28 protein-coding genes are annotated in these 24,936 nt (G+C 54.0%); 11 read left to right on the top strand and 17 right to left on the bottom strand.

What is annotated here, in order from left to right:
- Positions 1-3: 3 nt before the first annotated feature.
- Complete coding sequence (locus ACZ47M_RS06590; protein ID WP_010478654.1) at positions 4-219, bottom strand: hypothetical protein; 216 nt, start codon at positions 217-219, stop codon at positions 4-6.
- A gap of 121 nt (positions 220-340) precedes the next feature.
- Between ACZ47M_RS06590 and ACZ47M_RS06585 the strand changes: the two genes are divergently transcribed.
- A complete protein-coding gene (locus tag ACZ47M_RS06585; RefSeq protein WP_464883412.1) occupies positions 341-853 on the top strand; it encodes a MogA/MoaB family molybdenum cofactor biosynthesis protein in 513 nt (170 codons plus the stop codon).
- A gap of 1 nt (position 854) precedes the next feature.
- Positions 855-2,045 (top strand): molybdopterin molybdotransferase MoeA, encoded by a 1,191-nt coding sequence (locus ACZ47M_RS06580; RefSeq protein WP_315343583.1) that lies wholly within the window; start codon positions 855-857, stop codon positions 2,043-2,045.
- Positions 2,046-2,110: 65 nt separating this feature from the next.
- On the opposite strand, the gene wtpC is transcribed toward ACZ47M_RS06580, so the two are convergent.
- The 6 genes from wtpC to ACZ47M_RS06550 form a co-directional block, all read right to left on the bottom strand.
- Complete coding sequence (wtpC, locus tag ACZ47M_RS06575; protein ID WP_315343584.1) at positions 2,111-3,145, bottom strand: tungstate ABC transporter ATP-binding protein WtpC; 1,035 nt, start codon at positions 3,143-3,145, stop codon at positions 2,111-2,113.
- A gap of 4 nt (positions 3,146-3,149) precedes the next feature.
- Complete coding sequence (locus tag ACZ47M_RS06570) at positions 3,150-3,869, bottom strand: DUF3226 domain-containing protein (protein WP_315343586.1); 720 nt, start codon at positions 3,867-3,869, stop codon at positions 3,150-3,152.
- Between the two features lie 3 nt (positions 3,870-3,872).
- On the bottom strand, positions 3,873-4,964 hold the full coding sequence (locus tag ACZ47M_RS06565; protein ID WP_315343596.1) for an AAA family ATPase: 1,092 nt from the start codon (positions 4,962-4,964) through the stop codon (positions 3,873-3,875).
- A 38-nt stretch (positions 4,965-5,002) separates the two neighbouring features.
- The gene (wtpB, locus tag ACZ47M_RS06560) at positions 5,003-5,752 is read right to left on the bottom strand and encodes a tungstate ABC transporter permease WtpB (RefSeq protein WP_315343589.1); all 750 of its coding nucleotides are present in this window, start codon (positions 5,750-5,752) and stop codon (positions 5,003-5,005) included.
- Entirely contained in the window at positions 5,749-6,780 is a 1,032-nt protein-coding gene (gene wtpA, locus ACZ47M_RS06555; protein ID WP_315343591.1) for a tungstate ABC transporter substrate-binding protein WtpA, read from the bottom strand. Before wtpA ends, wtpB begins: the two co-directional genes overlap by 4 nt.
- 65 nt (positions 6,781-6,845) lie before the next feature.
- Positions 6,846-7,259, bottom strand: a complete 414-nt coding sequence (locus ACZ47M_RS06550) for an RNA-binding domain-containing protein (protein ID WP_315343599.1) — start codon at positions 7,257-7,259, stop codon at positions 6,846-6,848.
- Positions 7,260-7,330: 71 nt separating this feature from the next.
- On the opposite strand from ACZ47M_RS06550, the gene ACZ47M_RS06545 reads away from it, so the two are divergent.
- Positions 7,331-8,140: a ZIP family metal transporter gene (locus ACZ47M_RS06545; protein WP_315343594.1), complete on the top strand. Its 810-nt coding sequence runs from the start codon at positions 7,331-7,333 to the stop codon at positions 8,138-8,140.
- On the opposite strand, the gene ACZ47M_RS06540 is transcribed toward ACZ47M_RS06545, so the two are convergent.
- Positions 8,109-8,678 carry a dephospho-CoA kinase gene (locus ACZ47M_RS06540; protein ID WP_315343595.1) on the bottom strand — a complete coding sequence of 190 codons (570 nt, stop codon included), beginning with the start codon at positions 8,676-8,678 and terminating at the stop codon, positions 8,109-8,111. The genes ACZ47M_RS06545 and ACZ47M_RS06540 overlap by 32 nt on opposite strands.
- 44 nt (positions 8,679-8,722) lie before the next feature.
- Positions 8,723-10,903 carry an ATP-dependent DNA helicase gene (locus tag ACZ47M_RS06535; protein WP_315343602.1) on the bottom strand — a complete coding sequence of 727 codons (2,181 nt, stop codon included), beginning with the start codon at positions 10,901-10,903 and terminating at the stop codon, positions 8,723-8,725.
- Positions 10,904-10,966: 63 nt separating this feature from the next.
- Here ACZ47M_RS06535 and ACZ47M_RS06530 point away from each other — a divergent pair, with 63 nt between their 5' ends.
- A complete protein-coding gene (locus ACZ47M_RS06530) occupies positions 10,967-11,530 on the top strand; it encodes a hypothetical protein (RefSeq protein WP_464883385.1) in 564 nt (187 codons plus the stop codon).
- 6 nt (positions 11,531-11,536) lie between these two features.
- Here ACZ47M_RS06530 and ACZ47M_RS06525 read toward each other — a convergent pair whose 3' ends face one another.
- The 5 genes from ACZ47M_RS06525 to ACZ47M_RS06505 all read right to left on the bottom strand — a co-directional run bounded on the left by ACZ47M_RS06525 (position 11,537) and on the right by ACZ47M_RS06505 (position 17,833).
- Complete coding sequence (locus ACZ47M_RS06525) at positions 11,537-12,514, bottom strand: ABC transporter ATP-binding protein (protein WP_315343506.1); 978 nt, start codon at positions 12,512-12,514, stop codon at positions 11,537-11,539.
- 10 nt (positions 12,515-12,524) lie between these two features.
- A complete protein-coding gene (locus ACZ47M_RS06520; protein WP_315343336.1) occupies positions 12,525-13,505 on the bottom strand; it encodes an ABC transporter ATP-binding protein in 981 nt (326 codons plus the stop codon).
- Positions 13,498-14,652, bottom strand: a complete 1,155-nt coding sequence (locus ACZ47M_RS06515; protein WP_315343339.1) for an ABC transporter permease — start codon at positions 14,650-14,652, stop codon at positions 13,498-13,500. Before ACZ47M_RS06515 ends, ACZ47M_RS06520 begins: the two co-directional genes overlap by 8 nt.
- A gap of 12 nt (positions 14,653-14,664) precedes the next feature.
- Positions 14,665-15,666, bottom strand: a complete 1,002-nt coding sequence (locus ACZ47M_RS06510) for an ABC transporter permease (protein ID WP_315343342.1) — start codon at positions 15,664-15,666, stop codon at positions 14,665-14,667.
- A gap of 67 nt (positions 15,667-15,733) precedes the next feature.
- Positions 15,734-17,833 (bottom strand): ABC transporter substrate-binding protein, encoded by a 2,100-nt coding sequence (locus tag ACZ47M_RS06505; RefSeq protein ID WP_315343344.1) that lies wholly within the window; start codon positions 17,831-17,833, stop codon positions 15,734-15,736.
- A gap of 353 nt (positions 17,834-18,186) precedes the next feature.
- Here ACZ47M_RS06505 and ACZ47M_RS06500 point away from each other — a divergent pair, with 353 nt between their 5' ends.
- Positions 18,187-18,429, top strand: a complete 243-nt coding sequence (locus ACZ47M_RS06500) for an Lrp/AsnC family transcriptional regulator (protein WP_315343346.1) — start codon at positions 18,187-18,189, stop codon at positions 18,427-18,429.
- On the opposite strand, the gene ACZ47M_RS06495 is transcribed toward ACZ47M_RS06500, so the two are convergent.
- Positions 18,430-18,762, bottom strand: a complete 333-nt coding sequence (locus ACZ47M_RS06495) for a signal recognition particle protein Srp19 (RefSeq protein ID WP_315343348.1) — start codon at positions 18,760-18,762, stop codon at positions 18,430-18,432. It abuts the gene before it with no gap.
- 55 nt (positions 18,763-18,817) lie between these two features.
- Here ACZ47M_RS06495 and ACZ47M_RS06490 point away from each other — a divergent pair, with 55 nt between their 5' ends.
- Together ACZ47M_RS06490 and ACZ47M_RS06485 are read left to right on the top strand one after the other, a co-directional pair.
- The gene (locus ACZ47M_RS06490) at positions 18,818-19,522 is read left to right on the top strand and encodes a hypothetical protein (RefSeq protein ID WP_315343351.1); all 705 of its coding nucleotides are present in this window, start codon (positions 18,818-18,820) and stop codon (positions 19,520-19,522) included.
- Complete coding sequence (locus ACZ47M_RS06485) at positions 19,437-20,195, top strand: tRNA (adenine-N1)-methyltransferase (protein WP_315343353.1); 759 nt, start codon at positions 19,437-19,439, stop codon at positions 20,193-20,195. Before ACZ47M_RS06490 ends, ACZ47M_RS06485 begins: the two co-directional genes overlap by 86 nt.
- Here the strand turns inward: ACZ47M_RS06485 and ACZ47M_RS06480 are convergent.
- A complete protein-coding gene (locus ACZ47M_RS06480) occupies positions 20,182-20,403 on the bottom strand; it encodes a hypothetical protein (RefSeq protein ID WP_315343356.1) in 222 nt (73 codons plus the stop codon). The two genes, ACZ47M_RS06485 and ACZ47M_RS06480, sit on opposite strands and share 14 nt — an antisense overlap.
- 142 nt (positions 20,404-20,545) lie before the next feature.
- Between ACZ47M_RS06480 and ACZ47M_RS06475 the strand changes: the two genes are divergently transcribed.
- Together ACZ47M_RS06475 and gltA are read left to right on the top strand one after the other, a co-directional pair.
- Positions 20,546-21,421 (top strand): sulfide/dihydroorotate dehydrogenase-like FAD/NAD-binding protein, encoded by an 876-nt coding sequence (locus tag ACZ47M_RS06475; RefSeq protein ID WP_315343358.1) that lies wholly within the window; start codon positions 20,546-20,548, stop codon positions 21,419-21,421.
- Positions 21,421-22,863 carry an NADPH-dependent glutamate synthase gene (gene gltA, locus ACZ47M_RS06470; RefSeq protein WP_315343360.1) on the top strand — a complete coding sequence of 481 codons (1,443 nt, stop codon included), beginning with the start codon at positions 21,421-21,423 and terminating at the stop codon, positions 22,861-22,863. The genes ACZ47M_RS06475 and gltA overlap by 1 nt, the downstream gene beginning before the upstream one ends.
- 111 nt (positions 22,864-22,974) lie before the next feature.
- Here the strand turns inward: gltA and ACZ47M_RS06465 are convergent, their stop codons facing one another.
- Positions 22,975-23,268: a transcriptional regulator gene (locus ACZ47M_RS06465; protein WP_315343362.1), complete on the bottom strand. Its 294-nt coding sequence runs from the start codon at positions 23,266-23,268 to the stop codon at positions 22,975-22,977.
- Positions 23,269-23,312: 44 nt separating this feature from the next.
- Between ACZ47M_RS06465 and ACZ47M_RS06460 the strand changes: the two genes are divergently transcribed.
- Both ACZ47M_RS06460 and ACZ47M_RS06455 read left to right on the top strand, forming a co-directional pair.
- Positions 23,313-24,473 carry a tRNA pseudouridine(54/55) synthase Pus10 gene (locus ACZ47M_RS06460; RefSeq protein WP_315343365.1) on the top strand — a complete coding sequence of 387 codons (1,161 nt, stop codon included), beginning with the start codon at positions 23,313-23,315 and terminating at the stop codon, positions 24,471-24,473.
- A 163-nt stretch (positions 24,474-24,636) separates the two neighbouring features.
- Complete coding sequence (locus ACZ47M_RS06455) at positions 24,637-24,933, top strand: 50S ribosomal protein L21e (RefSeq protein ID WP_315343367.1); 297 nt, start codon at positions 24,637-24,639, stop codon at positions 24,931-24,933.
- Positions 24,934-24,936: the final 3 nt, after the last annotated feature.

Genomic DNA, 24,936 nt, shown 5'->3' with positions numbered 1-24,936 from the left:
AGATCAGGCCCCTATCTTTTTCAGCTCTTCGTCCCCGATGATGAGGGGTCTCCCGGCTTCGATCACGTAGCTCAGCTCCCAGATGACCTCCCCCTTGTTCATGCCAGCGGCGTAGCGTCTGGCTTTTTCCTCGGCCTCCTCAAGGCTTGAAGCCTCTATAATCCTCCTCACGTACCATTTCATCTCCCCGTACCTGAGCTTGAACTCGGCCATGTACATTTCCATCACCCTCTAAACCTTCGATCCTGGTCTTAAAACCGTTCTGCTCCTTTGTTAAACACAAGTGCTTAATTGGGGAAAGGTTATTAGGCAAAGAATGGAAACTCAAACGGTGATTGGGATGGGCGTCGAGGAGCACAAGGAGAATGCCCCCAAAAAGTTCAGGTTTGCAGTCGTAACCATCAGCGATACCGCCAGCAGAGGGGAAAAGGAAGACACAAGCGGAAAGTTTCTGGTTGAAGAGCTCGAGAGGGCCGGCCATGAGAGGGTGCTCTACGAAATCGTCCCGGATGAGAAAATGGAGATAATCGGGGCTATTGTAGATGCCTTTCGCGCTGGAGCTGATGTAGTGGTAACTTCAGGAGGCACGGGGATAACCAGCAGGGACATAACTATGGAGAGCGTCAGGCCGCTCTTCGATAAGGAGCTCTCCTTTGGGGAGATCTTCCGGCTGGTCAGCTACGGGGAAATAGGCACGGCGGCCGTGATGACGAGGGCAACGGCCGGGATAATAAAGAGCTCCGGGAGAGTAATGGCGGTGTTCTGTCTTCCAGGAAGCCTCGGAGCGGCCAAGACGGGGATAAAGATCATCCTCAACGAGGCCGGCCACGTTCTGAAGCACGGGAGGGAGTGAGATGGAGGAATTCAAGCGCCTCACACCGTACAGAGAGGCTCTCGGGATGATGCTTGAGGACATAAAGGAAATACCTGATGCTGAAGAAGTCCCCCTGGATGAGGCCCTGGGAAGGGTTGTTGCTGAGGATGTTGCCTCTCCGATCGACAGTCCCCCATTCGACAGGGCCGCGGTCGATGGGTACGCGGTGAGGGCGGAGGACACGTTCCAGGCCAGGGAATACAGCCCGGTGGAGCTCAGGGTTATAGATGAGGTGCCTGCCGGGGGAGAGAGCAAAGCCAGAGTTGAGCCAGGAACAGCGGTGAAGCTCCTGACCGGGGTGAAGATCCCGGAGGGTGCAAACGCGGTCTTAATGCAGGAGATGGCCGAAAGGGAGGGGGATATCATAAAGGTTCTCAGGCCCGTCGCCCCGGGCCAGAACGTGGCAATGAAAGGGGAGGATGTCCGGAAGGGCCAGGTCGTTCTGAAGAAGGGGCAGATCCTGAGGCCTCAGGACCTGGCAATCCTGAAGAGCCTTGGCTTTAAGTCGGTGAAAGTGAGGAGAAAGCCCCGCGTTGGGATAATCGTCACTGGAAGCGAGCTCATTGAGGACTTCAACGAAGAAGCCCTGAACCGCGGAAAAATCCTTGAGAGCAACTCGATAATGCTTCGGGGGCTTGTAAAGCAATATTTTGGCGAACCAGTGTTCTATGGCGTTATTCCTGACGAGGAAAAGCTCATAGGCGAGGCAATAAGGAGGGCCCGGGAGGAAAACGACCTCGTTCTCGTGACAGGGGGTTCCGCTTTCGGGGACATGGACTTCGCCCACCGCTTCGTTAAGCTACTCTTCCACGGAACGACCATAAAGCCGGGAAGGCCCATAGGCTACGGCGAGAGGGTCTTTGTAATGAGCGGCTATCCTGCGGCAGTCTTCGCCCAGTTCCACCTCTACGTAAAGCATGCCCTGGCAAAGCTTGTAGGTGCCAGAAACTACGAGGTCAGGGTGAGGGCGAGGCTTACCGAGAGAACGCCCAGCCAGCTTGGGAGGGTGGAGTTCGTTAAAGTCTGGTACGAGGATGGAAAGGCTCAACCAGTAAAGAAAAGGGGTAGCGGCATAATAAGCTCGCTCGTCGAGAGCAACGGCTACATCCTCATCCCGGAGGACAGTGAGGGCTATCTTGGAGGGGAAGAGGTCGAGGTGGTTCTTTACTGACAGGAGAACCTCTTCCCGGGCTTTTCATGTTTGGCACTTTCTCATTTTGCGCTGTGCAACCGGGGTCAGAACACGTGAAGGGCAGTTGCCTTGAAACTCGCCCATACCTCTTTTCCCTCGCAGATGCCCATTTCGACCAGGGAAGAGCGGGTGAGGTAGGCCATTAACCTGAGCTCACCGGCCCTGAGGTAGATCCTCGCTATGGGGCCCAGCTCCTCGACAAACTCAACCGTTGCCTTCAGCTCGTTCCTCGCAGAGCTCTGGATTGGCTTGAGGGAGATTATTATATCCTCCGGACGGAGACCCACGCGGATTCTCCCTCTCACCGCCGTTGGGAGCTCTATTCTAATTCCTTTGACCACTAAAACCTTCCCATCGGCAACGCCTTCGATTATGTTCTCAAAGCCGAGAAACCTGGCAACTTCCTCACTGGCGGGCTTTGAAAAGACCTCCCCTACCGAACCGACCTGGACGAGCCTTCCGTTGAGCATTACACCAACCCGGTCGCCAAGGCTTACTGCCTCTTCAAAGGAATGCGTGACCTGTATAGCCGTAAAATTCAGCTCCTTCTTCCAGCGTTTCATTTCTCTGATGAGGTTTCCCTTTGTCTGGACGTCGAGGTTGGCGAAGGGCTCGTCCAGAAGGATGAGGGGAGGCTCAACTGCCAGAGCTCTGGCTATGGCGACCCTCTGCTTTTCTCCACCGCTCAGGGTTCGGGGGTTTCTGTGGAGTAAGTGATCAATTCCCAGAACCCCGGCCAGCTCCCTCACTTTCCTTTCCCTCTCATCCCTGGGAACCCCTCTGAGCTTTAGTCCAAAGGCGATGTTATCGAAGACGCTCATGTTGGGAAAGAGTGCATAATCCTGCGGGACATAGGAGAGGCCCCTCCTCTCGGGCGGCAGTTTTGTTACGTCTTTCTCATTGAGTATAACCCTACCCGAGTCGGGTTCCAGTATACCGGCTATGACCTCCAGAAGTACCGTCTTTCCTGCCCCGCTGGGGCCGAGGAGCACGAAGTACTCCCCACGCTTAACCGAGAAAGTTATATCCCTCAGATGGAACTCCTTGTAGTCCTTTGAAATATTTTGAACTTCAAGCATCTTCTCACCCAGCAAGGACATCGAGAAACATTTTCAAACCGGATTCATCCAGAGATTCTTCTACAACTTCAGGGTTTTCTCTGATCAGTTCCTCGATGAAGTTTCTATATAATCCTGACAGAGAGTCCCCTGTGTAATTTTTAGCGATTGCCAATAGATGCACAATGTCTTTTGGCGTGAGCTTTTTTCTCAGATCTTCACTGAGCTTGTGTATTGAGCCCCCAAGCTTTGAGATGGTGCTCTCTTTCTTGGCGAGAAAGGCCACTAGAAGCTCAAGTTCTTTTTTTGTTTCAATGTTTTTATCATCAATGAGGACCTCCCCAATTCCAAATGGGACGACTTTTATCCCCTTTACCACAAGATAGCCATCTTCTACCTCTGGCTCGAACATCCCTAAAGTGCTCTTGGCCCAGTTTAGGATATCCTTCTCGGTATCAATGTCTCTAGCCACTCCAATGATTGTGGGCTGTTCATCGAATCTATTTAGGGCCTTGAAAATTACCTTAAGGGCCTTTTTGATTTTGTCTTTGCCACCTGCGTGCAATACAATTAAGAGAGTTTCTCCTTTAGTTAAGCAGATTGGTCTTGATAGATCACTATCTCTCGGAAAGGGCAGGGTTTTGCAAGCCTCTCCATTCTCTCTGAATCCATAGAAGTGCTCTACCAGAGGGAGAAAGAAATTAACGTCCGTCTTGCCTTCCAACAGCAAAATCCTCAGTTCCATATTTCATCCCCTCAAGTCTAATCCAAGGGTTTCCCGAAGTTCCTGCGACTCTTCAAAGGTTTCAATTGAAGCCTCAACTTTCCCTCCTTCCCGTTTCATGTAAATAATCCTTCCATCAATGTTTTCCTTAAGGCCCTCTTCCAAGAGAATGTCTATCAACTCGAGACTGTGGGTCGTTAGAAATACCTGAACGTTGTTCTCCTTTGCTCCCTTAAGTAGAGTTTTGGCAACAACCCTCAGGGACTTAGGATGGTGAAAAGCCTCTGCTGAATCTATGAGGAGATAACCATTTTTCAAGGAAGAAACTGTAAGTGCCATAGCTGCTAACGTCTTGAAGCCATCCCCCATGGTATAGTAAGGCACAGCCTTTTTTGCCCACTGAACATCTACATACATAACCGATGTATTGTTTTCGGGCAAGGGGCTAAGGTTTTGAAACTCAGGATAACCTTCCTTAATTAGTGAGAACGCGCTTTTGAGTCTTTTCTCTTTAAATGCCCAAGAATGCACTTTTTCGATAAATCCATGTGATGTTATGTCAAACGGAGTCAAGAATCTTAGGGGCATCTCAATGGGATAAACGTTATCACTGGTTGAAAATATTGTTAGCAACTCACCATCTTCTGGGAATTCCGCATTAATTAGAACGAGGTATGTCTTTTTTAAAGGGCCAGCCTTCACAGTTATGGGGATTACAGCAAACTTTCCTAATCCAATCCGTCTCAGAGTATCTTCATCAAGTTTGAATTCCCCATCCAGGAGATCCATTATGTTCCCATGTTTTCTAATCTCAAATGAAAAGAGCGTGTTGCCCGCAACAAAGTTAATATCTGCTACAAGCTGGTCATGGTAAAACAGAGAAGTTATAGAATTCTTCCCAAACCATCCTCTCCAGGTCAATATCTTGGTCAGTACCTCCTGTAGTAGATCATTCTCCCCGTTTACTCCCGCAATGCTGACGGCAAGGGCTTCAATCACGCTTGATTTTCCTGCATTGTTCCTACCCACAACCACATTAATCTGACCTAAGTTGGTGAGCTTTAATTTGGGTATCCCTCTAAAATTCCCAATTGTAAGGGAGGTTATCATAAGCATCACCTTTCGTCATTGGGCGTTGACCCACTTAAAGATTTTTATCCTCCACCATTCCTCCTCCCCACCAGCCAGCGAAGGATTACGAAGACCATAAGGCTCAGCCCCACCATTATCACCGCTAGTGGCCTTGAAGCTCCGAGGCCGTAGTTGTTGAAGTACTCCAGGATAAGAACCTGGGCGGTTTTTGGATAATAGGCAACCACAAGGATAGCACCAACCTCGCTTATCGCCCTCGCCCACGTCATTATAAGGCCGCTCGCTATCGAAGGGAGCGCTATTGGGAGGGTAACCGAGAAGAATGCCCTTAAGGGTGATGCCCCGAGTGTCCTGGCAACGGCCTCAAGCTTTTCATCGACTGCCAGGAAACCGTCCCTGGCGGCGTTCACAGTAAAAGGCGCCGAGACGAATAGCATGGCCGCTATTATCCCGGTGTAGCTGTCTAGAACGGCCTTTGAGAACGTGACCAGGAGCATTATCCCAACCACGGAGTGTGGTATGACGACCGGCACATCAACGAGGGCCTGGACTATGCTTTTTCCCCGAAAGTCAGCCCTGGCCAGAACGTATCCGAGGGGGACGCCGAGAAGTAGCGCTATAAGCGTCGTTGCTGTGGCCGTTAGGAGAGAGTTCTTAATCGCAGAAACTACGAGGGGATCCCGGATAGTTCTGGAGAGCATTTCCAAATCGGCGGACTGTTCAATGAAAATTAGCGCTATCGGAAGGGTTATGTAGACAACCAGGAAGCTCCCCAGCGCTGCAAACAGGTAAAAGGTGTAGCCCCTCCTCATTTTTCCACCCTGACGATGTCTCTTATCTCATCGGGAACGTTTCCGAAGGCGACGGGTTGATCAAGAAAGTCCTGGTGGTTCTCCTTGAAAACCTTCTTCCCGTTTTCCCCAAGCAGGAACTTGAGGAACTCGATGGCGAGCTCCCGATTCGGGGCGTCCTTGAGCACGGTGAGGCCATAAACGATGGGACTGGCCTCTATCGTTTCCCCGGTGGAGCCCAGGGTTATGCTGACCTGCCTGTAGTGGTCAGCCTTGCTGAAGTCCCTGAGGTTTATCTCGTCCGGCAGGGCTACGTAGCTCAGGTTGTGCTGCTCTGCAACGCTCTTGTAGATGAAGACGTAGTCTAGGCTCCCGCTTTCGACGAGGCTGGCTATATCAGTCTCCTTCGGCCGTATGACGACCTTACTGGATTTTGGCTCGATTTCCCTGGGCGCATGGATGTGGTTACCGCTGGCGTATACGTTGGTGTTCTTCTCGATTAAGGCCTCAAAGATCGGCTTTCCGTAGTAGAGGTCGGCCAGCTTTATTGCCATTAGGGAACGGTAGCCGCAGGGATCCTGGTTTGGGTCTGAAAAGCCGAAGGTGACCCCTGGCCTTTCAAGGATTTCATACCATTTTTCCGGGTAAGCCTCCATCTCGTCGGCGTACCTGCTTTTTTCGGTGAAGGCTATAACTATCTCGTTGGTGGCGAAGAGCACGTAGAAGTCCGTGTAGTTCGGGACGAGCATCTGGGGAATGAGGGTGTAGTCGGCAACGGCAACTATGTCGGCCTTCCTTCCGAGGTCTGTCACCTTCCTGACGGCCTCAACGCTCCCGCTGGCCTCGCTTTGAAAGATAACTTCAACGTTGAGGCTCTTTTTGGCATAGCCCTCGAAGTCCTTCTCCAGCTGCTGGAAAGGAATACTTAGCGAACCCGCGTGGAAAATTATCAAGGTCTCCTTGTCCCCCGCAGGGCCCGGGTTTATGCAACCGGCTGAGAGAACGGCCAGCAGAAGGACGATCGTTAGCAATAGCCCTGCCTTTCTCATTGAACCACCATAAAAAGGGAACAAAAACGGGCAATTTAAACATTTTGGGCAAACAAAAACGTTTCTCACTCTATCGGCACTCCGTCCTTGGTTCTGGGGGCGAGCCACTTCATGAGCCTCTGCGGGTCTTTTGTCCTGATTATTATGGTTATCGGGCCTAACGGGGACTCCTCGTTGAAGTTGACCACCCCGGCGTAAGCGGCCTGCTTGTTAACCCTGATTATTATTTCCTCCCCGAAGTGGCCTTCTTCGAGAAAACTCCTCGCGGTGTCGAGTATTGCCTGCCCCCTAAAGAGCTCGTAGAGCCGGCTTAGGGCTTTTCTGCTCCCCGTCTTCCCGGTCAGGATTACGTAGTCCCCCTTGTCAAAGGCCTCGAACTCCAGGTCAGGAATTAGGTTAAGCATGGCTTTCTTCACCTTTTCAATGTCCTCGGTCGGGTAAACGTAAGCCTCAACTTCAACTTCCTCGAACAGCTCCATCCCCACCACCGAACTTAGCTTGGAAAAAACCTTATAAACCCAACCGCCTCGGCAATTAGGGTGGCCTAACAGTGTTAGAGAACTTCATCGCGAACCTCTCTAACTGGATACTCAGCCTTTCAAGTGGTAACACAATGTGGGTGGCCTTCTACGCTGGCCTGTTCGTTGCCCTGATGACTTCCCTCGGCGCTTTGGTTGCAATCTTTGCCAGAAGCCTCCCGGAGGAGGGCGTTGACTTCTCGCTGAGCTTCGCCGCCGGAGTTATGATAGTCGCTTCATTCACCTCGCTCATCCTTCCGGCGATAGAGGAGGCCGGTTCCTTCTTTCCCGCCGGGGTTGGAATAGCGATCGGCGTTCTCTTGATATACGCCATCGACCGCTTTCTCCCCCACGAGCACTTCGTCAGGGGCTACGAGGGGCCGAAGTCGATGAAGGAGCGCCTCAGAAAGGTCTGGCTTTTAGTGATAGCCGTCATAATCCACAACCTGCCGGAGGGACTGGCCGTTGGGACTTCCCTCGTCTACAGCCTGGAGGTCGGCCTCGTCACGACGATAGCGATTGGCATACAGGACTTCCCGGAGGGAACGGTCGTTTCTCTCCCTTTGGCGGCCATCCAGAAGAAGCGCCTCCAGCCGATAGCCATGGGCGTCCTGAGCGGTTTCGCTGAGATGGTGATGGTTCTCGTCGGGGCATACTTCTTCACGCTCTTCTGCTGGCTCCTGCCCTACGGCCTTGGAATGGCGGGTGGGGCCATGCTCTACGTTACAGTAAAGGAGATGATACCGGAGATATACGGAAGGGAGAAGAGCGAAACCCTCGTAACGCTCGGCTTCTTTGCCGGCTTCTACGTCATGCTCCTCCTGGATTCGATGTTAGGATGAGCTCGACGGTTTCCCTCACTTTTTTCTCATAATCCTTCTGCGGGCCGTCGTTGACTATCATGTAGTCGGCCATGGCTATAACGCCACCAATTCCGAACTTGAGCTCCTTCCAGTCCCTCTCCTCGAAGTCCTCCCAGGTTTTGGGGTCGTCTTCTCTTCCCCTGCCCCTCAGCCTCTCGAAGCGCTGTCTCGGCGGCGTGTGCACGGCGATAATGATTATCTTCTCCCCCGGAAAGGCGCTCCTGAAGGTTCCGACCTCGTCGAGGGACCTTACTCCGTCTATGACGACGACGTTGCTCCCCTTCAGCAGTTCCCTGACTTTCTCCACTGCCAACTTTGCGATGGCGTTCTGGCCGAGCTCCTGTCTCAGGCGAATGCTCACCCTGGCCACGTTCTCTTTGGTTAGCTCAAGGCCCCTCTTTACGGTCTCTTCCCTCACGATGTCGCCCATAGAAACGCTGGGAAAGCCCCTTCTCTCGAACTCCTCTACGATTTTGCTCTTTCCAGAACCTGGCATTCCGGTCACGAGGATAATCATGTGCCCACGCCCGAGTAAAATGGGGGGATTTAAAAAGTTAGCCCCTACTTAAGGAACTCGTCGAGGGTTCCCCCCTTTTTGCGTCCATCCTTTTTCTCGGCTTCCTTGGCTTCTCCGGGCATCTCGACGCCGAGGTGCTTGAACAGGCCCTCCACGATCTTGATTCCTATGCCTTCAACCTCGAGCAGGTCCTTCACTTTAGCGCGCATTATGTCCTCCCTCGTCCTGAAGCCTGCGTTATATAAAGCCCTGGCCCTCTTCCTTCCGATGTTGGGGAGAGTAACAAGTTCAAGGAGCTCTTCGCGGACGCCGTGCCTCAGGCGGAGGTGAAGGCTGCTCAGATAATTCAGGACGTCCTCCTTCGGCTCGAAGAGTCTGTAAAGCTCCACCAGGGAGTACATGAGCCAGTCGGCTAACTCCAAAATCCTGTACAGGTCGCCGGGGTCTATGTTGTAGGTCTCGTATATCCTGACCTCTGGAACCTCGTTTATCCAGTCGAGAAGGACTTTGGCGGTCTTCACTTGGCCCAGGAAGCCCTGGAAGCGCGGGTCCTCGTAGTCGGGGATGCTAATGTAGAGATTCCCCTCAAGTTCATAGGCGAGGTCGAGGTAATCCTCCATCTCACGTCTGCTGGCGTTTAATGTGGCCATGTCGGGGGTAGATGCTATGAGCTGGAAGATTCCAAACGGATTTGGGTTCTTTTCGAGCGCTGGGAACGCGTCTTTGAACTTTTTAGCTGTCAGCGGGTCTATGTAGAGCTGGGAAGTCCTTTTTCCCAGGGGGAGGGGGATGAAGTTGTTTTCGAGGTCAATGTCGATGAACTCGTTCTCGATGAGGAAGTAGACTATGTCTTTGGCCTTGTATTCGAGCGAAGCAGTGTCCTTCCGCTGGTGGGCGTAGAACGTCCTTTCGAGGAACCCTATGAGCTCGCGGAAGTTTGAAACGCCGAAGTTGGTTATTAAAGCGAGAACCTGGCCCCTGAAGGCCTGCTCGTTGGCGAGCATGGAGAAAAGCTTCTCAGGCTTCCCTTGGATGTACTTCCCGAGGAGCCCCTTCGGGTCTTCGGTTCTGGCCACTATGATTGCCTCGCCGACCTTGTCGTACTTCGGCCTTCCGGCCCTTCCCATCATCTGCTGGATCTCGAGGACTGGAATGTCAGTCCACCCGAAGTCCGTGTACCTCTTGGTATCGCGGATTATAACGCGAAAGGCAGGAAGGTTCAGTCCCGCCGAGAGCGTCGGCGTCGCAGTTATCACCTTGATGATGCCTTCCCTGAAGGCGTCCTCTATCAGGGTTCTCTCCGCCCTGCCCAACCCCGCATGGTGGAAGGCGACACCGCCTTTCAGTGCCATCTTTAGCTTTTCCGTTGTCGGGTTGTCCTCTATTTGGGAGATAAGCTGTTCGAGTTCCCTCAACTCAGGTTTGGTGAGCAGCCTGGAGATTTTCGATGAGAGTGAAACGGCTTCTTTCTCGGCTGATTGCCTCGTGCTGACAAAAACCAAAGCCTGCTTGCCCCTCTTTACAGCATCGACTGCCAGGCTCTCCCAGTTCTCTGGATAGCGGTCTATTTTCCCGTCCTCCCAGAAGAGCGTCCCGAGGTGGAAAACCCCTTTCCTCAGCTCAACCGGCCGCCAGTCGCTCACTATGAGTTCAGCATCGAGCCACTCGGCGAGTTCTTCAGCGTTTCCTATTGTCGCGCTCAAGGCGAGGATCTGGGCCCTGCCGAGCATGTGGCTGAGTATCATCTCCAGGGTTGCCCCCCTGTCGTAGGAACCTATGAGGTGGACTTCATCCGCAACGACGAGCTTGACCTCCTTAATCCACCTCGGGGAGTGCCTCAGGAGGGAGTCAAACTTCTCAGCCGTGGCAACGATTATGTCGTATTTTCCAAGCCACTCGTCCGTTGAGTCGTAATCCCCGGTGGTAACTGCCACCCTTACCCCCAGGCTCTCCCACTCCCTGAACTCGCGGTATTTCTCCTCGGCAAGGGCCTTGAGCGGGACAAGGTAGACTGCCTTACCCCCCTCTTTCAGAAGCTTGTTCACCATGATGATCTCGCTCACCAGCGTTTTTCCGCTCGCCGTGGGGATGGCCAGGACGAGGTTTTTGCCCTCTAAAACGCCACTCTTCAGCGCTTCTGCCTGGGGAGGGTAGAGTCCCTCTATGCCCCTATCGCGGATGATTTTCTTTATGCGCTCGTCGACCGGAAGCTCATCGACCTTCATGCCCCTCACGTCCCACCCATTAAAGGCAGTGGTTTTATATGCCTATCCCCATATTCCTCGGGGATGGGGATGAGGGTCGAGGTTCCTTATGTTATCTTCGAAACGCGGAGGGGAAAATACGGGCTTGATGCATACTTCTTTGGGAGGCTCGAGAAGGTGGAACACAGCGCCGCGCTGATAAGGAGAGGCGAGGAGATAAGGCCGGTTTCGGAGGTCAGGGGAAATCCCGGGGTAACCCCGGAAAAAGTCGGGGATGCCCTTAAGGAGCTTGCCTTCTCCCTTTACGAGCTGAGCGGGAGGAGCTTCCAGGAAAGGGGTAAACACATGAGGCGCTGGAATATCTTCAGGCTCCTTGGTATCCCGACGGGCTACCTCAGGCACCTGGAGAAGGACGAGGAGATGGCCAGGCAGAACAGGGAGGCCCTCCTGGCGCTCTCCATAATCGAGCACGTTCTCGGGATAAGGAAACCCTCCGATCTGGAAAACGTTGAGTTAAAGCCTGTTGGGTGGGGCATTTTTGAGCTGGAAGTCGAAGACGAGCCTAAGGATAGTGTTTATCGAGAGCTATACCGTGTGGACGGGGGTTTTAGAAGGGCACTCCGGGAGCTCATCGATGGCAATAAATAAAAGGAATCACGCCCTGGCGTGGAGCCAGCAGGCGACGTAATGGTCCTTCTCGACCTCGACGAGCGGCGGCTCTTCCTTTTTGCAGACGTCCTTGGCGAAGGGGCACCTCGGGTGGAAGCGACAGCCTGCGGGTGGGTTTATCGGACTGGGGGGTTCGCCCTCTATCTTCATGCGCTTCTTCTTCAGCTCCCTCGAGAGCTCCGGATCCGGGACAGGGATCGCGGAGAGGAGCATCTGGGTGTAAGGATGAAGCGGGTTCTCGAAGATCCTGTCGGCCGGCCCCACTTCAACGAGCTTTCCGAGGTACATTACGCCCATCCTGTGGCTCATGTACTTAACGACCCCGAGGTCGTGGGAGATGAAGAGGTAGGTGAAGCCGTACTTTTCTTGGAGGTCTTTCAGCATGTTGAGTATGTTGGCCTGAACCGAAACGTCCAGGGAGGAAGTGGGCTCGTCGAGGACTATGAACTCCGGTTTGATTGCAAGGAGCCTTGCCAGGGCTATACGCTGTCTCTGGCCCCCGGAGAACTCGTGGGGATAGCGGTAGAGGTGCATCTCGTTCAGTCCCACGCTCTCGAGGATGTCTATTACGAACTCTTCGGGGTCATCAACCGGGATGCCGTGGAAGCGGACTGGCTCCATGATGATCTCGAAGACGGTCTGCCTCGGGTTGAGGGAGGAGTAGGGGTCCTGGAACATTATCTGGGCCCTCCTGCGGAAGGCCCTCATCTCGTTGCCCTTTAGCTCCATCACGTCCTTCCCGTCGAAGATTATCTTTCCGTCGGTAGGTTCTATGAGCCTGAGTATCGTTCTTCCAACTGTGGTCTTTCCGCAACCACTCTCGCCGACCAGGCCGAAGGTCTCTCCCCTGTTTATCTCGAAGCTCACTCCATCGATGGCTTTAACGTAGCCTACGGTGCGGAAAAGCCCCCTGACAGGGAAGTGCTTCTTCAGGTTCTCAACCTTGAGGAGCGGTTCTGCCATTTTCATCACCTCAGTACAGGTGACAGGCCACGGAGTGGCCCGGCTCTACCTCCTTAAGTTCGGGGACTTCCTTTCTGCAGACCTCCGTTGCGAAGGGGCACCTCGGGTGGAAGCGACAGCCGCTGGGCGGCGTTATAAGGTTCGGCACTGTTCCGGGGATGGCTTCCAGTCTGTCTATTTTACCGAGCGGGTTGGGGACAGCCTTCAGAAGGCCTTTTGTGTAGGGGTGCAGGGGGTTCTTGAAGATCTGGTCGACTGAGCCTATTTCGACGATTTTGCCCGCGTACATGACCGCGACGCGGTCGGCCATCTCCGCCACTACACCCATGTTGTGGGTGATGAGTATCACCGTCGTGTTGTACTCCTCCTTGAGCTTGTTCATGAGGTCGAGGATCTGCGCCTGGACTGTAACGTCTAAGGCTGTTGTAGGCTCGTCGGCTATCAGGATCCTGGGGTCGTTCGAGACGCCTGCCCCTATAACAACGCGCTGTTTCATTCCCCCGCTCATCTCGTGCGGGTAATTGTTAACCCTGTTCTCCGGGTCAGGGATCAGGACGCGCTTGAGTATATCAACGGCCTTCCTAAGGCCCTCCTTCCAGTCCTTCACGGTCCTGTGAACCACCATTGCCTCCGCGATCTGGTAGCCAACGGTGTAGAGAGGATCCAGGGAGGCGTGGGGATCCTGGAAGATGTAGGCTATCTCCTTTCCCCTGATCTCCCTTATCTCCTCCTCGTTGAGCTTTAGGAGGTCAACCGTGGAGCCGTCCTCCCTGTGGTAGAGGACCCTTCCCTCGACTATCCTACCCGGGCTCTCGATGAGCTGGGTTAATGCCCTTGAAGTTACACTCTTTCCGCAGCCGGTTTCTCCGACGAGTGCGAAGGTCTCACCGCGGTATACGTCGAAGGAAACCTTTTCTATGGCCTTCACTATCCCGGCGTAGGTGTAGAAGTGGACCGTGAGGTCGCGGACTTCAAGGATCGGTTCAGGCATTCTCCTCACCCCCCTCGGCTTTCTCTGTCTTCTTCACTTTGAACTCGATGCTCCTCCTCATCTTGGGGTCGAGGATGTCCCTCAAGGCGTCTCCGAGCAGGTTCCAGCCGAGTGCGACTAACAGGATCATGAGGCCCGGGTAGGTCACCAGCCACCACTTCTCCGGGAAGTGCCGGGAGCCGTCGTAGACTATCCTTCCCCAGTCCGCTATCGGCGGTGTTGCGCCGAGGCCGAGGAAGCTCAGGCCAGCTTCCATGAGGATGACGCCGCCGAAGTCGAGGGTGATGTAGACAAGGATCGGGCCGAGTATGTTCGGGAGGATGTGCCTGAACATTATCGTCCTCGAGCTTAGCCCTATGGCCCTGGCCGCTTCAACGTACAGGTTCTCCCTCTCCGTCAGCGTCGAGCCCCTGGTGATCCTCGCGTAGGCAGGCCACCAGACTATCACCATGGCCAGGATGACGGCGAGTAGCTTGCCCAGGTTTCCCGCTTCCTGGCGCTCCAGCGCGAATATCCAGAGGAACACCTTCTCAAAAGTCGCGTGGTTTGAGATGAAGGACTGCAGCCTGTCGGGCAGAACTGCCGAGAAGGCTATGGCCAGTATGAGCGCCGGGAACGCGAGGAACATGTCGGTTATGCGCATTATGAGCTCGTCGACCTTTCCGCCGTAGTAGCCGGCTATGAGTCCGAGTATTATGCCGAGGGGTACTCCGAGGACGATGACGATTATCGAGATTACGAAGGACGTCCTTGCCCCGTAGAGCAGGAGGCTCAGCAGATCCCTTCCGTAGTCGTCCGCTCCCAGGGGGTAGCTTATGGTCTTGTCAGTAAAGGGCAGATAAGCCTGAGAGCCCGGGGGAGCCAGGTACGTCGTCATGTTCTCAAGGGCCGGGAAGTAGCGGTAACTCCAGGGGGCTATACTCGGGCCGAACAGCCCGAGGAACACGAACAGGAGGATGAAGGCAAGGCCTATGAGGCCGGGTGGGGATCTGTTGAAGGCGTAGAGCATGAGCTTCCATTCTTCCAGCTTGGAGCGGTTTTTCTTCTTCCAGTCCTTCTTGAACAGGCTGACGAATGACCCCAAGGCCTCAACAAGCCCGTCCGCGATTCTATCGAGGATTCCCCTTCTGTACTCTTCCTGACTCATTTTATCACCACCTCAGTACCTCACCCTCGGGTCTATGACAGCGTACAGTATGTCGACGATCAGGTTCGTGGTGACGAAAATTAGCGCAAAGATGAACGTTATTGCCACCACCGCCGGGAAGTCCAGGTTGCTTATGGCGTCGAGCACGTAGGAACCCATTCCAGGCAACCCAAAGACCCTCTCCGTGATCGGAGCCCCTCCGAGCAGTCCGCCGAACTGGAGGCCGAGGACCGTAACTATGGGAACCAGCGCGTTCTTGAGTGCGTGCCTGTATATCCTGAGCTTTGGAACCCCCTTCGCCTTGAGGAAGGCGACGTAGTCGCTGCTTAAGGCCTCGAGGAAGGAGTTCCTGACGAACCTGGCCAGGACGCCTGAGCCGGTAAAGCCGAGCACAAAGCCCGGAAGCCACAGCCTGTTTATGTGCTGGCCGAAGGTTTTGAAGTCCCCGGTGAGGAGAGCGTCTATCATCGGCACGTGGGTTATCGTGTGCGCGGGCGGTGCCGGGAAGCCGGCAAGGGTTATGACACGCCATTTTACGAAGAAGACGTACATCAGAAGGTAACCCAGCCAGAATATGGGCATGGAGACGCCCGTGAGTGCGAAAATCCTGACAACGGTATCGACCCACGTGTTTCTCTTGAGAGCGGCCAGTATGCCCAGGGGAAGGCCGATTATCAGGATGAAGAAGAACGCCACCAGCGTCAGCTCAAAAGTCACCGGGAACCTCTTTCCAACGTCATCGAAGACGTAGTTGGATGTCCTGGGGTCAACTATCTTGTTCTGCGCGAGGCCGCTTATGAGGAACCAGTACTGCTCATACCAGGGGTCGTTCATGTGGTACTGCTCCTTTATCTTCTGGATGGCCTGGGGAGTTGCCTTTTCACCCCCGGCCCAGGCCCTCGCGGGGTCGGCCGGGATGACGTAGGCTATCAGGAATACTATAAGAGTGACGCCGATTATCGTGGGGATGAAGGTCAGCAGCCTTCTTACCAGGAACTTCCTGAGGTTCGCCAATTTTACTCACCCCTCCTTTTTACTCTGCCCTTTTGTTGCCCAAAAGCAGAGGAAAAAAAGAAAGATCTCAACCAGAAACGGTAACTTCGAGGCTCTTGAACTCGGTGGCACCGTAGAGGAACGGCCCAACCCAGTTGTCGGAGTCGAGGTAGTCTGGCACCCATCCGACGACATAAACATCGTAGTCCCCGTGCTCGGTCTTGCTCAGGTAGGTCGGCCAGTTGTAGTTGTTGACGGTGACCTGGAAGCCGAGCATGCTCCAGACGTTCTGGAGGAGGGTCATTATCCTCTCACGGGCGCTGTTTCCTTCGTTGTAGATGAGCGTGATCTTGTACTTGCTCGGGTCAACACCGGCCTCCTGGAGGAGCTGTTTGGCCTTGTTGACGTTGTAGGTGTACTTGGTTATTCCCTCTTCCATGTAGCCCGGCCAGGGCTTGGGTATCGGGCCGTAGTTGGGCTCGAGGAGGTTCTTGTAGACGAGCTGGGATATCTGGTCGTAGGGGACGGCGTAGGCCAGGGCTTCCCTGACCTTCGGGTTGTTGAAGGGCTCCTTGTAGGTGTTGAAGACCAGGAAGGTCAGTATCGGTTGGAGTATGTCGGTCTTAACGACCGAGTGGAAGCCGCTGAGCTCGAGTCCCGTGACACTGTCCATCTTCTCTGGGGGTATGTCGACGGCGTCAACCGTTCCGGTCTGGAAGAGGCTAATCCTCGACTGGTCGTCCTTGTTAATTATGTAGATAACGTACTTGTGGCCTGGATTACTGGTGGCGTTCCAGTAGTAGGGGTTGTACTCGAGGACTATGTAGCTGTCCTGCTGGTAGTCTTTGACGTAGAACGGGCCGGTTCCAACGGGTTTCTGGTGCATGAGCTGGTGGGTCGGGTCGCTCTCGCCCTCCTGGATGTAGTTCCACCAGGCGCTCGGGTCGTGGCCGTTGTTGCTCGCCTGGATGGCTTCCTGATATTTGTTACCGAGGAGGTACTCCATCGGGACTATGCTGAGGAACGGGTCGGCGAGGATGCTCAGGACTGGCGCGTACGGGTTCGGGAGGACAAGCTTGAAGACACCGGCGGTGTCCCCGTTGTAGCCGAAGAACTGCTTGAGCTCGTCAAGGGAGTGGATCTCCTTAACCTGGCCGTTGTACTCGGCCTTGAGCGGGTGGTCCTTGAGGTAGTTGTTGAACTCATCCTCTGTGAGCGCAGCTGAGCTGTTGACGTCCATGAAGCTGTCGACCATCCAGCTGACGCTGTGCCCAAGCCTCTCTACGCGGAGGAAGGTGAAGGCAACGTCGGTTGCATCTATGGGGTAGGTCTTGCCGTTCCACGGGTCGTAGGCCTTAACGCCGCCGCGGATCAGGAAGTACCACTCGGTTCCGTTCTCGTTGTGGGCCCAGGCAACGGCAAGGTCCGGGCTGACGGTCTCGGTGTTCTCTTTCCAGTAGGTGACGAGGGTGTCGCCGATCTCGTGCCAGATCTCCCATCCGAAGGTCTCGTAGGTCATAGCTGGATCAAAGCTCTCCGGCCAGCCGATCGTGGCTATGACGTAGGTCTCGGGGTTGTTCTTGTAGTCCTTGATTCCGATCTGGACGGAGGGAGCGTTAGAATCCTCGCTGAGGAGGTCGTAGCGCTCCGGGAGGGTCGGGTGGTAGTAGCGTCCCTTGACCCAGTCCCAGTAGACACGGAGCTGCTTGTTCTGGCCGAGGATGACCTCCGGTAGGAGCTTGTTTCCGAGCATGTAGAGGGCCTTGAAGAGCTCCGTTCTTATGATGGGATCGGTCTGGCGCCTGGCAGCGATGACGAGGGCATCGACGTGCTCATCGCGGAAGAAGGCCGGGTTAATGGCACCGAATCCCTGGCCCTGCTCCATGAGGGTCTGGATGTCTGGGGTGTTGGCCTCGTCAACCTCGTACTCAACCTTTATGACCTTGGCCCCGCTCGGGATTTGAACGGTTGGGTTCTCCCCCTTTGGGCCAACGACTACGACGCTCTTGTCAGTCTCTATTACGTAAACCTTGCCCATTTCCAGAATATTCGGGGAAAGCGTTGGGGATGAGGTAGTTGTGGTTGTAGTTGGGGTTGTCTGGCTCGTGGTTGTAGTTGGGGATGAGGTGGTTGTGGTTGTTCCCCCACCGCCGCCAATGCAGCCGCTGGCCACTACTGAAAAGGCCATCAAAACACAAGAAAAACTGACATTGCGGTCTTTTTATTCGCCATTGTGCACCACCTCTAAAGCATTTGGCACCTGATAGTGTGTTCAATGTCAGTAATAAATCTTTCGATGAGCACATTTGGATATAAAAGCCCCTTTCAAAACGATGGAGCGCATGAATTCGATTCATCCATAAAGTCGTATCGCCGTTAAGCCTGCCAGTAATGATACAGGCTTTTCCCAGTTCCTGGTGATCCCACTGGAGGATTCGGGGGCTCTGTCAGGCCACCGATATTTTGCCCTCATCCAGGAGTTGCGAAAAGCTTAAATTAAAGCCCGCGTAAATATGAACGTAAAACTGCGGGGTGATTCCCATGGTTAGGGCCTACGTGTTGTTGACTGTGGAGATTGGAAAGGTTGAAAGCGTTATAACGGCCTTGAGGCAGATACCAGGAGTACTCAGGGCTGATGCAGTTACCGGACCCTACGATGCAATAGTTTACATAGAGGCCAACGACCTCGGCGAGCTGACGAAAAAGATACTCCATGACATCCACAACATAGATGGTGTCATTGACACCACAACGGCAATAGTGGTTGAAATGGAAGAGAAGTGATCAGCGCTTCCTTCTCTTGGGCTCCTTTCTATCTTCCGAGCGCTTTCTTAGTTCGCGTATCTTTTGGGCGACCATTTTAAGTGTTTTAGCTTTTCCGTGTGGTGATTCAACCACGAAGAAGCCCCTCGTCCTTAGCTCTTCCTCAAGTCCCGAAAGCCGGGGGTTGAGCTTGGTGTGGTCTTTTTCTATAATTTTCACCCCAAGGGCCAGCAAAGCATCCTCAAGTTCAGAGAATGAGGGTGAATCCACTGCCATAGTCTTTGGGACCAGCCTTCCGTACTTCCTCGAAAGTCTGCCGTCCAGTTCACTGGGCCATACCACGAACCTTGGCATTCTTCCACCCAAAGCTTTTAAATCTGCGGACTTTAAAAACCCTTGTGGTGGGAGCATGCGGAAGGAAAACAACATCAAAGTCCTACTCTCACTCCTTCAGCCGGGCGATCGCGTTCTAATCGAGTATAACCCTCTGGCCAGAATCGAAAATCTGGTCTGGAGAAAAGTCATCCCCGAGCTTATTTCAGATGGTCCCCTGATGGTTGTGGACATGTATGGAATAGGGGGAGTCCTGTTCAGAAACTACCTCAGGAATGCGAGCCCTTCTGAGTATCGCCCCCTGATAAAGGCGAAAGGAAAAATTTACGTCTTCAAGCTCGGGCCTGGAAACCCAGGCTATGGGAACGTAGTGGGAGAAGACAAAATCCCCGAGAACAGTGACGAGTTCCTGAAGGTTCAGTACTGGGCTATAAGAAAGGCCCTAAACTTCCCCGAAAAGCCCAGGTTTATGGTGACCTTCGGCCTCTCAGAGTTCCTGCTCTTCCGTGGCAAAGAAGGTGCCAAAGACTTCCTCCATGCAACTGTCGCCATTCCTGTTGAAGACTGGGCCATAATAACCTTCTTGAATATCTCATCCGTCGAGAGAGAGGTGGTGGCCGTTCTGGAAGAACTCTCAACACACGTTCTTCTGCTCGATGGTGAGACCTTGAAAGTCCTGAAAGGAGGTAGGGGAAGTGAGGGAAGGAGAAAAGGTTCTTCTCGTAGATCCGAGGGGGAAGAGGTACCTGGTCACGGTATCAAACAGGGAATTTCACACTGATCTGGGAATACTTAATCTGGGGGAGCTCCTTGAGAAGGACTACGGCGACACCATAGAGAGCCACAGGGGGGAGAGGTTCAGGATACTGAAGCCCGACATCAATGATATAGTGGCAAAGATGAGGCGCGGGCCCCAGATCATCCACCCGAAGGACGCTGGAATAATAATGGCTTATGCTGGCATCTCCCCCGGCGACACGGTCATAGAGGCCGGTGCCGGAAGCGGCGCGCTCACGATTTTCCTGGCTAACATAGTCGGGCCGAGCGGAAGGGTAATCAGTTACGAAATCAGGGAGGATCATGCGGAGATAGCCCGAAAAAACATCGAGCTGGCCGGCTTTTCTGATAGAGTCACGATAAAGCTCAAGGACATCTACGAGGGCATAGACGAGGAGAGGGCCGACCACATCGTGCTGGATTTACCGCAGCCTGAAAACGTTCTACCCCATGCGGTTAAGGTTCTCCGTCCGGGGGGATACTTCGTAGCCTACACCCCATGCGCCAACCAGGTTTACCGCTTCTTCCAGGCGTTTCAGGCTTACCGGGAGCACTTCATGAAACCCAGGGTTGTCGAAGTTCTCGTCAGGGAGCAGGAGGTAAAGAGTGATTGTATGAGGCCGAAAACCACAATGCTGGCCCACACAGGTTACATAACCTTCCTCAGGAAGCTGTGAACTCTTCTCTCATCTCTTCTTCGTAAGTGAAGTATGCCATGCTCCCAAAGACCAGCATCCCAGCAACCGCCTGGAGTGCTGGATTGCCCGGAATTCTCCTCAGGATGGCGATATTGCCATAAAGGACTGGCCAGAACAGGGAGAGTGCCGTCATGACAACCGAGGCGACGTAAACCTTCCTCATCGTGTCTTCCCCCTTAACTCTCATCCCGAACGTTTTTTAATCCTTTCCTCCAGCCTCCGAGGATGCTTCTGGCTATTCAACCTTTGGTTGACAACAGGTTTATAAGCACTCTTTGTTGTGAACCTTTAGATGTCCAGCTTTGGGCTCATGTACGGAGGTGTTCATCATGCCTTACAGGATACTTGAGAAGAAGGAACTCGCCATGAACGAGGTCTGGTATAAGGTACACGCCCCCCACGTGGCAAAGAAGGTCCAGCCGGGCCAGTTCGTCATAGTCAGGGCCTTCCCGAACGGCGAGAGGATTCCCCTGACCCCTGTCACCTGGGATCGGGAAGAGGGGTGGATAGAGCTTGTCACCTTTGTCCGCGGCAAGACCACCATGAGGATGGCCAACGAGCTTAAGCCGGGGGATGAGCTTCTCAACGTCGCCGGCCCCCTCGGAAACCCCGCCCCGATGAAAAAGTTCGGCAAAATCCTTGCCATCGGGTTGATCGTGGGAATAGTTGAGGTTTTCCCGATAGCAAAGGCCTGGCAGGAAATAGGGAATGACGTTACGACGCTCCACGTCGCGCCGAACCCTATGGTTCTCCTCAGGGAGGAGTTTGAGGAGGCCGTTTCGAGGCACATAGTTGAAGGCTTCGACCTCCAGCCGGGCTGGGGAATGAACGAGATAGCCCAGGAACTCGTTAGGAGGGCAGTTTCAAGGGTTAAGGAGCTCCTCGAGAGCGAGCACTGGGATTTGGTCTTCATAGTCGGCCCGGCGGGTGGCCAGAAGGCCGTTTTTGAGGTTGTAAAGAAGTACGGCATACCGATGGAGGCTGACCTTCACCCGATTATGGTCGACGCCACCGGAATGTGTGGAGCGTGCCGTGTCACAGTCGGCGGCGAGGTAAAGTTCGCCTGCATTGACGGGCCCGGGTTCGACGCCTATAAGGTCGACTGGGACGAGCTGGTGGCCAGGACGGGCTTCTATGCACCGATGGAGAGGCTTGCCCTTGAAACGTATCTCAAGCAGCTCCAGGGCAAAGGAGGTGAGCAGTGATGGCCGTTAAAAGAAAGCTCATCAAGGAGCGCGTCCCAACGCCTGAGAGACCGGCGGAGGAGAGGGTTAAGGACTTTGCCGAGGTTAACCTTGGTTATACCTTTGAGCTCGCCGTTAGGGAGGCTGAAAGGTGCCTCCAGTGCCCCTACGACTATGCGCCCTGCATCAAGGGCTGTCCCGTCCACATCAACATTCCTGGCTTCATTGGAAAACTCCTTGAGCACCGCGATGACCCGGACAGGGCCGTTAAGGAGGCTTTAAACGTTATCTGGGCCTGCAACTCGCTTCCAGCCACAACCGGCCGCGTCTGCCCGCAGGAGGATCAGTGTGAGATGAACTGTGTCATGGGCAAAGTTGGGGACAAAATCAACATCGGCAAGCTCGAGCGCTTTGTTGCCGACTACGCCCGCGAGAAGGGCATAGACGAGGAGCTTCTCTTCGAGATGGTGCCAAAGATCGAGAAGAAGGGCCAGAGGGTCGCAATCATAGGTGCCGGTCCGGCCGGGCTCACCGCCGCCGGAGAACTGGCGAAGCTTGGCTATGATGTAACAATCTACGAGGCCCTCCACGAACCCGGAGGAGTCCTGATGTACGGCATTCCCGAGTTCAGACTGCCCAAGAGCGTCGTCGGGAGCGAGATTGAAAAGCTAAGGAAGCTCGGCGTTAGAATACTCACCGACCACGTCGTAGGAAAAACGGTAACCATTGAAGAGCTCCTCCAGGAGTACGACGCAGTTTTCATCGGCTCCGGCGCCGGAACGCCGAGGCTCATCGATGCGCCTGGCATAAACCTCAACGGCATCTACACCGCCAACGAGTTCCTCACCAGGGTCAACCTCATGAAGGCCTATAGGTTCCCTGAGTATGATACCCCCGTCTACGTTGGCAGGAAGGTCATCGTTATTGGGGCGGGCAACACTGCCATGGACGCCGCGAGGAGCGCGAGGCGCTTTGGAGCTGAAGTAACCATAGCCTACCGCCGTGGTGAAGAAGACGTCAGCGCGAGGGTTGAAGAGGTCGAGCACGCCAAGGAGGAGGGCATAAAGTTCGAGTTTTTCCTCAACCCGGTGGAGTTCATCGGCGACGAGAACGGCAAGGTAAAGGCAGTTAAGTTCGAAAAGATGAAGGCCCTGGAAGAGAGGGACGCAGGGGGAAAGAAGAAGATAGCTGGCACGGGCGAGTACGTTACCCTCGAGGCAGATACTGTGATAATAGCCATCGGAAAGCACCCGAACAGGCTCATAATTAACACTCCAGGCCTTAAAGTCGAGCGCGGGAAGATAGTCGTAGACGAGAACCTCATGACGAGCATTCCCGGGGTTTTCGCAGGTGGAGACGCGATAAGGGGCGAGGCGACGGTTATCTTAGCGATGGGCGACGGAAGAAAAGCGGCAAAGGCCATCCACGAGTACCTCACGAAGAAGAGGGAGGAAAACGCCTGAGCTTTACTTAAAGCACGCCTCTGATACCTACAGGAACCACGTGGTGGGCGTTCCTTCTTTCTTTATCCTTCTCAAGGAACGACGGGTCAGCGAGTGCCTTTATGGGGGAGGTCAGTTTTTCTCTATCTTAAACCTCGGCTCTTCTATCCACTCGGACTTACACCTGGGGCACTTGGTGGGTATCTTTATCTCGGGCTTGAACACGAAGCCACAGCTCCTGCACTCCGCGGGCTTTATCAGGAGAACCTTTCCTTCCCTCTTAACTATCCTCTGAATTGCCTTCAGGTCCTCGAGGACTGCCTTAGTTGCCCCCTTTTCCCTGAGATCGAGTAGCCTTGCAAGCTCGCTGGGGGAATAGTCCCTCTCCTCCAAAAGACTTATTATGCGCTGTCTCCGAGTCGCCATCGGAGAGAGCTCAAGAGAAAGGATAAAAACCTTAGGGTGAGACCATGATAATTGAAAAGGCCAGCAAGGCCCTGGAGAAGCATGAACTGTGCAACCACTGCCTTGGAAGGCTCTTTGCAAAGCTCGGAAAGGGAACCAACGAGGAAAGGGGAAGAGCTATAAGGTTCGTTCTCAACATGGAGCGTTCCAGAGAAGGATTGTTTCTCATCGGCGAGCCGGAGGAATGCGGGCTCTGCGGCAACGTCTTTGAGAGAATCCCCGAGCTCGTTGAAAAAATGAAGAAAGCCTCCGAAGGGATAGAGTTTGATACCTTTCTTGTAGGCTCCCGTTTCCCGGAGGAGGTAAGGAGAAAAGAGAAGGTCCTTTGGGAGGAGTTCGGAATAGAAACAGGGGAACCCATAAACCGCGAATTCAACCGCGAACTGGGAAAGGCCTTTGGTGTTGAGACGGGCAAAGATACCTCAAGAAACCCCGATGTTCTCTTCATAGTTGAGCCATACCTGGGAGAAATCGAAGTGCAAATAAACCCCATCTACATCTACGGCCGCTATAGAAAGCTCGTCCGGGGTATTCCCCAGACGCCCCTTCCGGAATTCAAGGAAAGCATTGCCTCGATAATCTGCCGCGTGGTAGCAAGGGCTTTCGATGGGGAGTGCATCTTCAAAGGGGCCGGAAGGGAGGACGTTGACGTCAGAACCCTCGGCAACGGCAGGCCTTTCGTAGTTGAAGTCAAAAGGCCAAAGAGGAGAAAGGTCGACCTCAACAAAATAGCGGAGGAAATAAACGCCAGCGGCAAAGTGGAGGTTTTGGACCTTGGCTTCGTCTCGGCAAACGAGGCCGAGGAGGTTCTCACTAAGAACCACAGGAAGGAATACCTTGCCCTGGTTTTCGTGAAGGACGGGGTGACTCCTGAGGAGGCTGTGGAAGTCGCCAGAAAGCTCAGGAACCTGGAGATTCACCAGAGAACGCCATGGCGTGTTAGGAAGGTTAGAACTGACAAAGTAAGGGTAAAAAAAGTTTACGAAGCTCAATCGAGGTGGATTGACGATACACACTTCGAACTTTACCTCGTAACCGATGGTGGCCTTTACATCAAGGAGCTGATCTCAGGGGATAAAGGCAGAACGAAGCCCAGCGTGAGCGATCTGCTCGGAAAATCGGCCTGGTGTGAGAGACTTGACGTGCTCAATATCCTGGACGATTAATTTTCTCTTGGCGGCCCCGGTGAAAAATTTATAAACGCTACACCCGAGGGACTTAGTGATCCCGGGCAGGGTTAGCTGGTAAACTGGGCGAAAAGAGATTGCCCGGGATTCTCGACCAGTTTCGAGCTCTAAATGTGTGTTAAAACCCTGCGAGGTGGTTGATATGGTTCAGAAGGCACACAGCTTTAGGAAGAAGACGAGGGAGAAACTCAGTAAGCACCCCCGGAGGAAGGGTCTCCCCCCGCTCACCAGGTTCCTCCAGGAGTTTGAGGTCGGGCAGAAGGTTCACATCGTCATAGAGCCGAGCTACCACAAGGGTATGCCCGACCCGAGATTCCACGGTAGGACCGGGACCGTCGTCGGAAAGCGTGGAGACGCCTATGCTGTCCAGATAACCGACGGCGAGAAGGTCAAGACCTTCTTTATTCACCCGGTCCACCTCAGGCCCCAGAAGGGATGAGGA

This window comes from Thermococcus waiotapuensis (assembly GCF_055384795.1).
Note: the sequence above shows the minus strand (reverse complement) of the source record. Positions and strands in the feature narration are given on the sequence as shown.

Excerpts from the sequence above, each read along its gene's own strand:
- ACZ47M_RS06590 (WP_010478654.1), bottom strand. The coding sequence starts at position 219 with ATGTACATGGCCGAGTTCAAGCTCAGGTACGGGGAGATGAAATGGTAC.
- ACZ47M_RS06585 (WP_464883412.1), top strand. The coding sequence starts at position 341 with ATGGGCGTCGAGGAGCACAAGGAGAATGCCCCCAAAAAGTTCAGGTTT.
- ACZ47M_RS06580 (WP_315343583.1), top strand. The coding sequence starts at position 855 with ATGGAGGAATTCAAGCGCCTCACACCGTACAGAGAGGCTCTCGGGATG.
- wtpC (WP_315343584.1), bottom strand. The coding sequence starts at position 3,145 with ATGCTTGAAGTTCAAAATATTTCAAAGGACTACAAGGAGTTCCATCTG.
- ACZ47M_RS06570 (WP_315343586.1), bottom strand. The coding sequence starts at position 3,869 with ATGGAACTGAGGATTTTGCTGTTGGAAGGCAAGACGGACGTTAATTTC.
- ACZ47M_RS06565 (WP_315343596.1), bottom strand. The coding sequence starts at position 4,964 with ATGCTTATGATAACCTCCCTTACAATTGGGAATTTTAGAGGGATACCC.
- wtpB (WP_315343589.1), bottom strand. The coding sequence starts at position 5,752 with ATGAGGAGGGGCTACACCTTTTACCTGTTTGCAGCGCTGGGGAGCTTC.
- wtpA (WP_315343591.1), bottom strand. The coding sequence starts at position 6,780 with ATGAGAAAGGCAGGGCTATTGCTAACGATCGTCCTTCTGCTGGCCGTT.
- ACZ47M_RS06550 (WP_315343599.1), bottom strand. The coding sequence starts at position 7,259 with ATGGAGCTGTTCGAGGAAGTTGAAGTTGAGGCTTACGTTTACCCGACC.
- ACZ47M_RS06540 (WP_315343595.1), bottom strand. The coding sequence starts at position 8,678 with ATGATTATCCTCGTGACCGGAATGCCAGGTTCTGGAAAGAGCAAAATC.
- ACZ47M_RS06535 (WP_315343602.1), bottom strand. The coding sequence starts at position 10,903 with ATGAAGGTCGATGAGCTTCCGGTCGACGAGCGCATAAAGAAAATCATC.
- ACZ47M_RS06530 (WP_464883385.1), top strand. The coding sequence starts at position 10,967 with ATGGGGATGAGGGTCGAGGTTCCTTATGTTATCTTCGAAACGCGGAGG.
- ACZ47M_RS06525 (WP_315343506.1), bottom strand. The coding sequence starts at position 12,514 with ATGGCAGAACCGCTCCTCAAGGTTGAGAACCTGAAGAAGCACTTCCCT.
- ACZ47M_RS06520 (WP_315343336.1), bottom strand. The coding sequence starts at position 13,505 with ATGCCTGAACCGATCCTTGAAGTCCGCGACCTCACGGTCCACTTCTAC.
- ACZ47M_RS06515 (WP_315343339.1), bottom strand. The coding sequence starts at position 14,652 with ATGAGTCAGGAAGAGTACAGAAGGGGAATCCTCGATAGAATCGCGGAC.
- ACZ47M_RS06505 (WP_315343344.1), bottom strand. The coding sequence starts at position 17,833 with ATGGCCTTTTCAGTAGTGGCCAGCGGCTGCATTGGCGGCGGTGGGGGA.
- ACZ47M_RS06500 (WP_315343346.1), top strand. The coding sequence starts at position 18,187 with ATGGTTAGGGCCTACGTGTTGTTGACTGTGGAGATTGGAAAGGTTGAA.
- ACZ47M_RS06495 (WP_315343348.1), bottom strand. The coding sequence starts at position 18,762 with ATGCCAAGGTTCGTGGTATGGCCCAGTGAACTGGACGGCAGACTTTCG.
- ACZ47M_RS06490 (WP_315343351.1), top strand. The coding sequence starts at position 18,818 with ATGCGGAAGGAAAACAACATCAAAGTCCTACTCTCACTCCTTCAGCCG.
- ACZ47M_RS06480 (WP_315343356.1), bottom strand. The coding sequence starts at position 20,403 with ATGAGAGTTAAGGGGGAAGACACGATGAGGAAGGTTTACGTCGCCTCG.
- ACZ47M_RS06475 (WP_315343358.1), top strand. The coding sequence starts at position 20,546 with ATGCCTTACAGGATACTTGAGAAGAAGGAACTCGCCATGAACGAGGTC.
- gltA (WP_315343360.1), top strand. The coding sequence starts at position 21,421 with ATGGCCGTTAAAAGAAAGCTCATCAAGGAGCGCGTCCCAACGCCTGAG.
- ACZ47M_RS06465 (WP_315343362.1), bottom strand. The coding sequence starts at position 23,268 with ATGGCGACTCGGAGACAGCGCATAATAAGTCTTTTGGAGGAGAGGGAC.
- ACZ47M_RS06460 (WP_315343365.1), top strand. The coding sequence starts at position 23,313 with ATGATAATTGAAAAGGCCAGCAAGGCCCTGGAGAAGCATGAACTGTGC.
- ACZ47M_RS06455 (WP_315343367.1), top strand. The coding sequence starts at position 24,637 with ATGGTTCAGAAGGCACACAGCTTTAGGAAGAAGACGAGGGAGAAACTC.